Origin of the sequence: Sphingomonas sp. 66-10, assembly GCF_001897045.1 — a bacterium.
Taxonomy (GTDB): Bacteria; Pseudomonadota; Alphaproteobacteria; order Sphingomonadales; family Sphingomonadaceae; genus Sphingomonas; species Sphingomonas lycopersici.
This window is the reverse complement of the sequence record NZ_MKRR01000133.1, coordinates 68,496-79,660: the sequence shown is the minus strand read 5'-3', so window position 1 is coordinate 79,660 and position 11,165 is coordinate 68,496. Positions and strand designations below refer to the sequence as shown.

The window sequence follows — 11,165 nt, the reverse complement described above, 5'->3', positions numbered from 1 at the left end:
GAAGCTCCCGCCGAGCGCGACGAAATCGGGGTCGCCCTGCGGGTCGCCGTGACGGACCGCCGCGTTGCGCGGCTCGACCGCGATGCAGGGGGCGCCCGGCTTGCTCGAGAGCGAAAACGCCGGAGTCGTCGGCAGCAGCACGAAATCGCCGGAGACGAGGCGTAGCGGCTCTTTTCCGTCGAATGCGATCCATGCTTCGCCGGCAAGAACGATCGTGAAACCGGGTGCGTCATGCGCCGCATAGCACACGCCCCACTCGCCACGCGCCGAGATCGGCTTCGACACGGCGGCGCTCGGCTGAAGCAGCGCAATCATATCGCTCAGGGGATCCATCGTGGACGATCCGTAATCAATATTGGACGTTGAATTATAGATCGTCCGTACCTGCCTGTCTATCTCGGTATCAATCGACCCAAGGAGACAGATGATGACCCGAACGATCCTGATTACCGGTGCCTCGTCCGGCTATGGCAAGGCGACCGCCGAATTCTTTCTGTCGCGCGGTTGGAATGTCATCGCGACGATGCGGCGCCCCGATCCGGCGTTGTTCGACGATCGGAGTGGCCGGCTGCGCGTCCTGCCGCTCGACGTGACGAGCGACGAGAGCATTGCCGCGCTGATCGATGCCGCCGGCCCGATCGACGTGCTGGTCAACAATGCCGGAGTCGGTGGAGTGGGGGCGTTCGAGGCGATGCCGATGTCGCTGGTTCGCCAGCTGATCGAGACCAATACGATTGGCGTCATGGCGATGTGCCGGGCGGTCATTCCGCAGATGCGCGCGCGGCGGTCGGGCATCCTCGTCAACGTAACGTCGAGCGTGACGCTCGGCGCATTTCCGCTCGCCGCGGCCTATACCGCGACCAAGCAGGCGATCGAGGGCTTCTCGGCCTCGCTCGCGCACGAGCTTGGCCATTTCGGCGTTTCCGTGAAGCTTGTCGAGCCGGGCTATGCGCCGACCACCCGGTTCGGCGCGAATGCGATCATCCCGGTCGGGGACCTTCTCCCCGGCGGTTATGCCGATTTCGCGCAGCCGATCCTCGACGCCTTCGCCAACCCGCCGATGACGACGAAGGAAGGCGACGTCGCCGAGGCGGTGTGGAACGCGGTCCATGATACCACCGGCACGTTGCACTTTCCCGCGGGTGATGATGCGGTCGCCCTGGCCCGGATGCGGCGAAAAGAGTTGGACGGATGATCCGCGAAGCTCGGTAGAAATTACGTTGCCAGCGTACTCCTCGCTGCGTCCGTGTTTAGCTTCATCTTAAGGCAGTAGTAAGCTGAGGCGGTGTGGCGCTCGCGCCGTGCGGCGATACAAGCCTAAGCGAACGCCGCGACTGACCGTCAGGTTGATGTTGGCCGGCGACGGCTGCGCGCCGCGCGGTCGCCATAAGATTGCCGACGAGGCGAAATGGGGGCGGAGGGACCGTGTACCGCGGGAAATTACAGCTCTTGTCCGGATTGGCCGCGATCGCCGTGGCAACGCAGGCTGGCGGCGCGGTCGCGGAGCAACTGCCGAAGCGGGAGGCGCTTCTGCAATGGCGCGGCGACGCGCAGGTCGCGGGTTACCGCCACATCGACCGCATCTTCTCGACGCATATCGTGCGGCGCGGAGCGAAGGTCCGCCCGTTGCCCGTCGCGGCCGCCGCGATCCGCCCTGCCTATCGCTACGGGGCGGAAAGCGGTTCGGCCGACGATTATATGGCGCGCAATCGCACCGCCGGCCTGCTTGTCATCCATAAGGGGCGGATCGTTCTCGAGAAATATGCGCTGGGGATCACGCCGCAAGATCGCTGGATATCCTTCTCGATCGCCAAATCGCTGACCTCGACGTTGCTCGGCGCGGCGATCGCGGACGGCAAGATCGCCGGCATCGACGCCCCGGTCACCCGTTATATCCCGGAATTGAAGGGCAGCGCCTATGACGGGGTGACGATCCGCCAGGTGTTGACGATGCGCTCGGGCGTTGCGTGGAACGAGGATTATGCCGATCCCGATTCCGATGTCGGCCGGCTCGCCGCGTCGATGGCGCATGACAGCGGCACGTCGCTGATCGCGACGATGCAGAAACTGCCCCGCGCTGCACCCCCCGGCACGCGCTGGCATTACAGCACCGGCGAGAGCAATATGATCGGCATCATCGTCACCCGCGCGGTCGGCGAGCCCCTCGCCGACTATCTGTCGCGCAAGATCTGGCGGCGCTACGGCATGGAGAGCGACGCGAGTTGGGTGACCGACGGTGGAGTCGAGATCGGCGGCTGCTGCCTCAACGTCACGCTCAGGGATTATGGCCGCATCGGCCTGTTCGCGATGGGCGGAGGCATGGTCGAAGGCAAACCCATCCTCCCCCGCGGCTGGATGGCGCAGGCGACCAGCGCTTATACCGATCATGCCGAGGGCGATCTGGGCTATGGCTATCAATGGTGGGTGCCTTCGCCCGGCACCTTCGCGGCGATCGGCATCATGGGCCAGTATATCTACGTCGATCCGCGGCGCGAGACGGTGATCGCCGAGATCAGTGCCTGGCCCAATGCCGGTGACGACGAACATCATGCACGACAGGCCGCGTTTCGCGCCGCGGTGATCCGGGCCTTGCCTGCCGCGGTCACATCGCGACGGCGGCCACGACACCGATAACATAACGACAATGACGCCCGGCCGCTTCCCATTGGGCGGCGGACATCGACGCGCCGCGCGAGAACATCGCGCTTCTTATCCAGCATTCAAAAGGGAGGACGATATGGCGGTCTGGAAACTGGCGTTGCTGACAGGCGCGGCGCTCGCGCCGCTGGCGGCACAGGCGCAGCGCGCGGAAAGCGGACAACAGGGCGCCGCGGAACAGACGGGTGTGCCGGGCAGCGCCGGCGTCGGCGATATCATCGTCACCGCGACACGTCGCCAAAGCTCGATCGCCGATGTCCCGATCGCGATCACGGCGATGAGTCAGGCGGCGCTCGACGATCGCGGCATCCGCAATGTAAGCGATCTCAGCCGGATCACGCCGGGCCTGACCTTCACGCCGGCCTGGGGCGGTTCGACCCGTATTTCGATCCGTGGCATATCCTCGACGGTCGGCGCGGGCACCACCGGCATCTATGTCGACGATACGCCGATCCAGGTCCGCACCCTCGGCGCGGGCAACACCTCCTCCAACGCCTATCTCGCGATCTTCGATGTCGAGCGGGTCGAGGTGCTGCGCGGACCGCAAGGGACGTTGTTCGGTGCCGGTTCCGAAGGTGGCGCGGTACGCTTCATCACCCCCGAACCGTCGCTGACCAAATACAGCGGCTATATGCGCGCCGAACAGGCGTTCACCGAGCACGGCGACCCGACCAACGAGGTCGGCGCGGCGATCGGCGGCCCGATCGTCAACGATAAGCTCGGCTTCCGCGTCAGTGGTTTCTATCGACGCGACGGCGGCTGGATCGACCGCGTCGATCCGCTGACCGGCGCGCAGATCGACAAGAATGCCAACGCGCTCGAGACGATCTCATTGCGCGGCGCGCTGCAATTCGCGCCGACCGATCGGCTGAAGATCACGCCGGCAATCCTGTATCAGGAGGTCAAGGGCCGCGATTCCAACCAGATCTGGCGCAATCTTTCGAACCCGGCAAATGGCGTGTTCAAGAGCGGGCAGGCATTGCGCCAGCCGTCGCGCGATCGCTATCTGCTCTATAGCCTGGCGGCGAACTGGGATCTGGGGCCGGCTTCGCTGATCTCGAATACTTCCTATTTCGATCGCAAGAATCCGCTCGACGTGGATTATACCGCTTATACTGCGGAATTGCTCGGCGGCGACTATCTTGCCGCCTATCGCAGCAAGAGCCCGTCGGTCGCGGCGATGAACAACCGCCAGAAAGTGTTCACGCAGGAAGTGCGGCTGCAGTCGAACGGCACCGGGCGGCTGAAGTGGGTATTCGGATTATTCTATCAGGACGCCAAACAATATGCGACCGAGGACGTCCATATCACCAACGGCGACGATCTGACCCAGGCGCTTTTCGGCACGACGGTCGAGGGTGCGTTCGGCATTCCGCTCGTCCAGCCCGGCAACGTGATCTATTACGGTTATGACCAATCACGCGACAAGCAGATCGCGGGTTTCGGCCAGCTCGACTTCAGCCTGACCGAACAGCTCACGCTTACCGCCGGGTTGCGCGTGGCGCGTACCAAATTCCGTTCGAGCAATGTGCAGGGCGGCCCGTTCAACGGCGAGGTCACCCGCGGCAGCTCGCGGCAGTCGGAAACCCCGGTCACCCCCAAGTTCGGCATCGAATACAAGCCCGATCGCGATCTGATGCTCTATGCCTCTGTGGCGAAGGGCTTTCGGACCGGTGGGGGCAATAACCCGGTGCCGGCGCTGACCTGCGGCAAGGATCTCGCCGCGCTCGGACTCAGCGGCGCGCCGGCCGATTACAAGTCGGACTCGGTGTGGAGTTACGAGGCCGGGGTCAAGGGCGCCGCCTTCAACCGCCGGCTGCGGATCGAGACCAGCGCTTTCTACATCGACTGGCAGAATATCCAGGCCTCGATCCCGCTCAATTCGTGCGGCTTCACCTTCATCGGCAATCTCGGCGCCGCGCGCAGCCGCGGCTTCGATCTCCATATTACCGCCGCCCCGGTCCACGGCCTCACGCTGGAAGCATCGGTCGGCTACACCGATGCGAAATACAAGGACACGGTCTACGGCGGCGTGCTGCGCAACGGCTCGCGGTCGATCGTGATCTCGAAGGACGATCCGCTCTTCGTCGCGCCGTGGACCGTCTCGCTGTCGGGCGATTATGAAACCGACCTCGCGTCGAGTGCGGGGATCAGTGGCTATCTTCACGGCGAATATAATTACGGCGCCGGGTGGAATTACGGCCGGGTCGCGACGATCGGTTATGATCCGCTCGACACTTCCCAGGCCGCAACCCATGTCGCCGCGCTGCGGGTGGGCGTGCGCAAGGACGGAATCGACGCGTCGCTGTTCATCAACAACCTGTTCAATTCTCGCGACCGGCTCGCGGTCAGCCACGATCCGATCTCGTCGGCGCTGTTCCGCGACGTGATCTTCCGCCCGCGCACGATCGGCGCGACGATCTCGTATCGCTATTGAACGCAAAAGGAGCAGAGCGATGAAATTACCTTCCTTGCTGCTCGCTCTCATGTTGAGCGCTGGCGTCGCGCCAGGCGCATACGCCCAGGCCAGCGCCGCGAATTCGGCGGCAAGCGCAGCGGCAGTCGAAAACGGGCTGCGCCCGGCGTTCGACATCGCCGGCGAGGTGCCGGCGCGCTGGACGATCGAGGAACGGATGGAGCACTGGCGCGTCCCCGGCGTCAGCATCGCGGTGATCCGCGGGGGCAAGCTCCTCTGGGCCAAAGGATATGGCGTCCTGCAGCGCGGGCGACCGGAAAAGGTCGATGCCGATACGATGTTTTCGGTGGGGTCGGTCAGCAAGGTCGCCGCGGCCGGGATCGCGCTCAGGATGGTGGACGCCGGGATCCTCGATCTCGATCGCGACGTGAACGCCTATCTGCGCCGCTGGAAGGTGCCGGCGAACGATCTGGTCGCGCAAAGCCCGGTGACGTTGCGCGGGCTTATGTCGCATTCCGCCGGGCTCACCGTCCACGGTTTCCCCGATTTCCAGCCGGGCGCGGCACTGCCGACGGTGTTCGACACGCTCGACGGTCGCCCCCCGGCGGTCACCGCGCCGGTCCGCGTGACCTATGTGCCGGGCAGCCACTGGCGTTATTCGGGGGGCGGCATCACCGTCGAGCAACTGCTGATAGAGGATGTCTCGGGCATCGCGTTCAACGCCGCGGCACGACGCTACCTGTTCGAACCGCTCGGCATGACGCGTAGCAGTTACGAAGCGACGATCGCCGACAAATGGGGCAATATCGCCAAGGCGCACGGCCCGGACGGCGCGGCGCGAGCGCTGCCGCGCGGTTACGAATCGATGCCGGAAATCGCCGCGTCGGGTCTTTGGACAACCCCCTCCGATTATGCCCGCTACGTGATCGCGATGATCCGATCCTATAACGATCGCGAAGGCGCCTTCCTTGCCAACGCCACCGCGCAGCAGATGATGACCGAGGTCGGCGTCAGCCCTTATGGCCTCGGCCCCCAGCTCAGCGGGCACGGCGTCGACCGCATCTTCTCGCACGGCGGATCGAACGATTCGTACAAGGCGTGGATGGAAGGCCATCTCGCCACCGGCGACGGCGTCGTCATCTTTACCAACGGCGAAAACGGTGACGGGCTGCTGAAGGAAATCCGCCGCGCCGTCGCCGCCGCCGAGGGCTGGCGGATGGGCGGCAGCATCACCATTCCCGCGGCGACGCCCAGCGCCGACATGCTGCGGGCCTATGTCGGTCATTACCGCGTCGCTTCGCCATCGACGATCGCCAGCCAGCGCTCGCTCGCCTTCTCGCTCGACGTAAAGGACATCGAGATCGCAATGCGCGAGGATCGGCTCCGCGTCACTTATCGCGATTCCGAAGGCAACAAGCTCGAAGATACGTTGATACCGGAAGGCGGAAGCTGGTTCATCGAGGCCGACGACGGTGTCGAGCAGGTCGAGTTCGTCCGCGGCTATGACGGCAAGGTCAGCGGGCTCGTCATCCACAATGACGATTATTCGATGGACGCGCAGTTGATCCGCTGATCCCGCCGACCCGGCAAAAGAGGAACCCCGATGCCGTATCGTCTCTCCTGCGCGTCGCTTGCGCTGCTGATCGCCACCATTGCGGTGGGGCCGGGACTAGCGGCGCGCCCGAGCGGGTCGCCTGTTCATTACGATATCGTGATCCGCGGCGGCGAGATCGTCGACGGCACGGGCGGCAAGCGCTTCCGCGGCGACATCGGCATTCGCGGCGAGGTGATCGCCGCCATCGGCGACCTTTCCGCCGCCGCCGCCGATCGCATCATCGACGCCAAAGCGCGGATCGTTACCCCCGGCTTCATCGACATGCACGCGCATGTCGCCGACGACGAAGCGGGCGAACATGGCTTCCTGTCGACCGACCCCCGGCTTCGTGCGGGGCAGAATTATGTCGCGCAGGGGGTAACAACGGTGCTGGGCAACCCGGACGGCGCGCAACCCGCTTCGCTGCGCGACGAAGGCGCGCGGATGCGAACGCTCGGCATCGGCACGAACATCGCGCTGACCAATGGGCATAACGGGCTGCGTGCGCTGGTGATGAAACCGGCCGACGCGAAGCGGCCCGCGAACGATGACGAGATCCGGCGGATGCAGGATATCATCCGCCACGATATGGCTTGCGAAGGCTCGTTCGGCCTTTCGCTGGGCCTGGAATATGACAGCGGCCGTTACGCCGATCGGCACGAACTGATCGAATTGGGTCGCGCGCTGCCGGCCTATGATGGCATCTTCATTCCGCATTTGCGCAGCCAGGGCATCGCGCCGATGTGGTATCTGCCCAGCACTAGCCGGGGCGCACCACCGCCCACGCTCGATCAGTCGATCGACGAAGTCCTGGCGGTTGCGCATGAAGCCGGAGCGACGGGGGTGTTTTCCCACATGAAGGCGTGGGGCCCCGGCTATCGCGGCGAGGCCAAGCGGCCGGTCGCCAAATTGCAGGCGGCGCGCGATCGCGGCGACCGGGTGTTCATGGACGTCTATCCTTATGACAGCAGCGGTTCCGACGGCGATTTCGTCGCCATCCCGCGCTGGGCGTTCGGCGCCGATGGGGCGACACAGCCGGCATCCGATTATCGGACGCGGCTCGACCGTCTGCTCGCGACGGCAGATTCCACCCGTCGCGCAGATCTGATCGAAGACATCCGCCACTTCGTCGCGCTGAAGGGCGGGCCGGAGAATATCGTCGTCCTCGCCTATCCCGATCGGTCCTATGTCGGGAAACGGCTTTCAGAGCTGATGGCGCTGCGCAAGCTCGATCTGCCCGATCTCGTCCTGGCGCTCCAGCGCGAGGGGGACCCAAGCCTGCCGGGCGGCGCGCGGATGCGCGCGTTCAGCATGCTCGACGACGATATCAAGACCTTCTACCGCCAGCCCTGGGCGGCGACGTCGACCGACGGCTGGATCATCCTGCCCGAGGAAGCGACCGGCAGCCGCAAGTATATCAACACCAACCGCCGGCTGTTCGGCAGCTTCCCGCGCCGCATCGCTTATTATTCCCAGCAGCAAGGCGTCGATACGCTGGAACAGGCGGTGCACTCGATGACCGCGCTTCCCGCGACGATCGTCCATATCGGCGATCGCGGGCGGATCGCGGTGGGGATGAAGGCCGATCTCGCGGTGATCGATCTGCCGCATCTGCGCGACAATACCACCGCGCTCGAACCGAGCGTCTATCCCGACGGGATCGACTATGTCCTCGTCAACGGCCGTCTTGCGGTCGATCGAGGCAAGCGGACGCTGGCGCTGGCAGGCAAGGTGCTGTCGCCCGATCGCCGGCCCGACCAGCGCTGCCCGACCCCGGCCGCGCGATGAACCCCGCCATCGGAGGTCGACCGTGAGCGGACCTTTCGAGCGATATTCGGACGCGGATGTCGCGGCGCTGATCGCCGGCTATCCGCTCGCATGGGTGATCGGCGATGCAGCCGACCCCGCCGCGGTTTGCCAGCTGCCGATGATCGGCGAATATGATGTCGCCGGGCGGCTGGTCTCGTTGATCGGGCATATGGCGCGCCGCAACCCGCTCCATGCGCAGTTGACCGCCAATCCGCGCGCGCTGTTCCTGTTTAGCGGCCCGAATGGCTATATCTCGCCCGAACATGCCGGCCGGCGCGATTGGGCGCCGACCTGGAACTTCGCGCATCTTCGTATCGCCGCGGCCGTGGCCTTTGACGCGGCGCTGACCGATGCCGCGCTCGACGCATTGATCGACGCGGAGGAGCACGGGCGGGCGAGGCCGTGGCGAGCGGCGGAACTGGGCGCGCGCCGCGACAAGCTTGCGGCCATGATCATCGGGTTCCGCGCCCGGGTGGAAAGCGTCCACGGGCGTTTCAAGCTGGGGCAGGACGAGCCGCCCGAAACCTTTCGCGCGATCGTTACGCACCACCCCGATCCCGAATTGCGCAGCTGGATGGAGAGGTTCGCCGCCCGGCGGAACGATGGGGGAGAGCCGAAATGATACGGGTCGATCGCCGGGACATGATCCTGTCGGGCGCCGCGGCGCTGTTGTGCGGCACCGCCTTCGCCGCCGGCCGGCTGCTCGACACCGCGCTTGTCAACGCCCGGGTGTGGACCGGCGACGGCGGGCGTAGCGACGCCGTCGGAATCGCCGGCAACCGGATCGCCGCACTCGGCGACGGCGCTGTTCGCGGCTCGATCGGACGCAGCACGCGGGTGATCGACTGCGGTGGCGCGTTCGTCATGCCGGCGTTCACCGACTGCCACACGCATTTCCTCCGCGGGTCGGCGGATCTTCTCCATCCGGACCTGCTGACGGTAACCACGCGTGCGGAATTCATCGAACGGATCGGCCGGGCTGCGCGCCAGCTTTCGCCCGGCCAGTGGCTGCTCGGCGGGCCGTGGGATGAGCAGAGGTTCGGCGGCGCGGTGCCCGATCGCGGCTGGATCGATCCCGTCACCGCCGATGTGCCGGTGGCGATCCCGCGCACCGATCTCCACGCGCTGCTGCTCAATTCGGTGGCGCTGAAGCTGGCAGGAATTACCCGCGACACGCCCGATATTCCCGGCGGCGTGATCGAGCGCGATGCCAGGGGCGAGCCGACCGGCATCGTCAAGGATAATGCCGCTTATGCCGTGCTGAAAGCGATCCCGCCGATTGCGCCGGCAGAGGCGGACAGGCTGATCAAGACGGGCATCGCTTATGCCCTGTCCCGCGGCGTCGCGCAGGTCCATAATACCGAAGTCGACTGGTCGGTTCACGATGCGGTGCGCCGGCTGCGCACGGCCGGGCCGACCGGTCTGCGCTTCTATTCATTTGTACCGCTGGCCGACTGGCAACGCATGGCCGCGCTGGTCAGGGCGGAAGGGCGCGGCGACGATTGGGTGCGATGGGGTGCGATGAAATGCGTCTCGGACGGGTCGCTCGGTGCCCGCACCGCGCGCTTCTACCAGCCCTATGCCGATGCGCCGGCCGCGCGCGGCGTCTGGTCCACCAGCGTCGAGACGATGCGGGCATGGGTCGTTGCGGCCGACGCCGCGGGGCTGGCGATCACCACCCATGCGATCGGCGACGAGGCGAATGACGCGGTGCTCGACATCTATGCCGAGGCCGTCCGCCGCAACGGCGCACGCGACCGCCGGTTCCGGATCGAGCATGCGCAGCATCTGTCGCCCGGCGCGGTTGCGCGGATGCACCGACAGAAGGTCATCGCCTCGGTCCAGCCCTATCACGCGATCGACGACGGGCGATGGGCGGTCAAGCGGATCGGCGAGGAACGGCTGACGCGCACCTACGCCTTCCGCTCGCTGCTGGAGGCAGGGGTTGCCACCTGTTTCGGCTCCGACTGGCCGGTCGCGCCGATCGATCCGCTGACCGGGATCGACGCGGCGGTGCGCCGCGCGACGATCGACGGGAACAATCCCCGTGGCTGGCATCCCGAACAGCGGGTGACGGTGGAACAGGCGCTGACCGCCTACACCCGCACCGCTGCTTATGCCGGCTTCCAGGACGATCGGCTCGGCCGATTGCGGCCGGGCTATCTCGCCGACATCGTGGTGCTCGATCGCGACCTGTTGTCGGCGGCGCCGGTGCAATATTCCGGTACGCGCGTCCTGCGCACCTTCGTCGACGGGGTCGAGCGTTACAGCGCCGCATGATCGCGGGGCGCGGCCAGCACCGGCTCAGCCGGCGACCTGCCCGCCGCGCTGCCGCCACGGCACCGGCCGCAGCGAGCGACGCAACAAACCGAGAAAATCGTCCACCCTTGCCGCCCGCTCGCCGCGGCGGCCGAGGATCGCGGTGATATCGGCATCGGGGAGCTTCCAGCCAGGCAGCAGCGGCACCAGCCGCCGTGCGGCGATATCCTCCGCCACGTCCCATTCGGATCGGACCGTGATCCCGGCCCCGGCGAGCGCCAGCGCCTTGGTCACCGCGCCGTCGTTGCTCGACAGCACCGGCTCGATCCGCACGTTGATCCGCTCACCGCGCGCATTCTCGAACCGCCACAATGTCACGTCCTCGTCGTTCTCGCGCAGCGCGATGCAGCGATGATCGCGCAGATTGGC

Annotated in this window: 9 protein-coding genes; 7 read left to right on the top strand and 2 right to left on the bottom strand. The window is 66.0% G+C overall.

What is annotated here, in order from left to right; genetic code table 11:
- Positions 1-333 (bottom strand): cupin domain-containing protein (locus BGN95_RS14330; RefSeq protein WP_502688296.1); only part of this gene is annotated, 333 nt, incomplete at its 3' end.
- 94 nt (positions 334-427) lie between these two features.
- On the opposite strand from BGN95_RS14330, the gene BGN95_RS14325 reads away from it, so the two are divergent.
- From BGN95_RS14325 to BGN95_RS14295, 7 genes are all read left to right on the top strand, one after another.
- Positions 428-1,195 (top strand): SDR family oxidoreductase, encoded by a 768-nt coding sequence (locus tag BGN95_RS14325; RefSeq protein ID WP_286773053.1) that lies wholly within the window; start codon positions 428-430, stop codon positions 1,193-1,195.
- Positions 1,196-1,473: 278 nt separating this feature from the next.
- Entirely contained in the window at positions 1,474-2,634 is a 1,161-nt protein-coding gene (locus BGN95_RS14320) for a serine hydrolase domain-containing protein (RefSeq protein WP_286773052.1), read from the top strand.
- A 103-nt stretch (positions 2,635-2,737) separates the two neighbouring features.
- Positions 2,738-5,095 carry a TonB-dependent receptor gene (locus tag BGN95_RS14315; RefSeq protein WP_286773051.1) on the top strand — a complete coding sequence of 786 codons (2,358 nt, stop codon included), beginning with the start codon at positions 2,738-2,740 and terminating at the stop codon, positions 5,093-5,095.
- Between the two features lie 19 nt (positions 5,096-5,114).
- Positions 5,115-6,647 (top strand): serine hydrolase domain-containing protein, encoded by a 1,533-nt coding sequence (locus BGN95_RS14310; protein WP_286773050.1) that lies wholly within the window; start codon positions 5,115-5,117, stop codon positions 6,645-6,647.
- A 30-nt stretch (positions 6,648-6,677) separates the two neighbouring features.
- Complete coding sequence (locus BGN95_RS14305) at positions 6,678-8,456, top strand: N-acyl-D-amino-acid deacylase family protein (protein ID WP_286773049.1); 1,779 nt, start codon at positions 6,678-6,680, stop codon at positions 8,454-8,456.
- A 22-nt stretch (positions 8,457-8,478) separates the two neighbouring features.
- Positions 8,479-9,099, top strand: coding sequence for an FMN-binding negative transcriptional regulator (locus BGN95_RS14300; RefSeq protein ID WP_286773048.1), 621 nt, complete (start codon positions 8,479-8,481; stop codon positions 9,097-9,099).
- Entirely contained in the window at positions 9,096-10,757 is a 1,662-nt protein-coding gene (locus BGN95_RS14295; protein WP_286773047.1) for an amidohydrolase, read from the top strand. The genes BGN95_RS14300 and BGN95_RS14295 overlap by 4 nt, the downstream gene beginning before the upstream one ends.
- Before the next feature lie 24 nt (positions 10,758-10,781).
- Here the strand turns inward: BGN95_RS14295 and BGN95_RS14290 are convergent.
- A partial coding sequence (locus tag BGN95_RS14290) for a LysR substrate-binding domain-containing protein (protein WP_286773046.1) occupies positions 10,782-11,165 on the bottom strand: 384 nt, incomplete at its 5' end.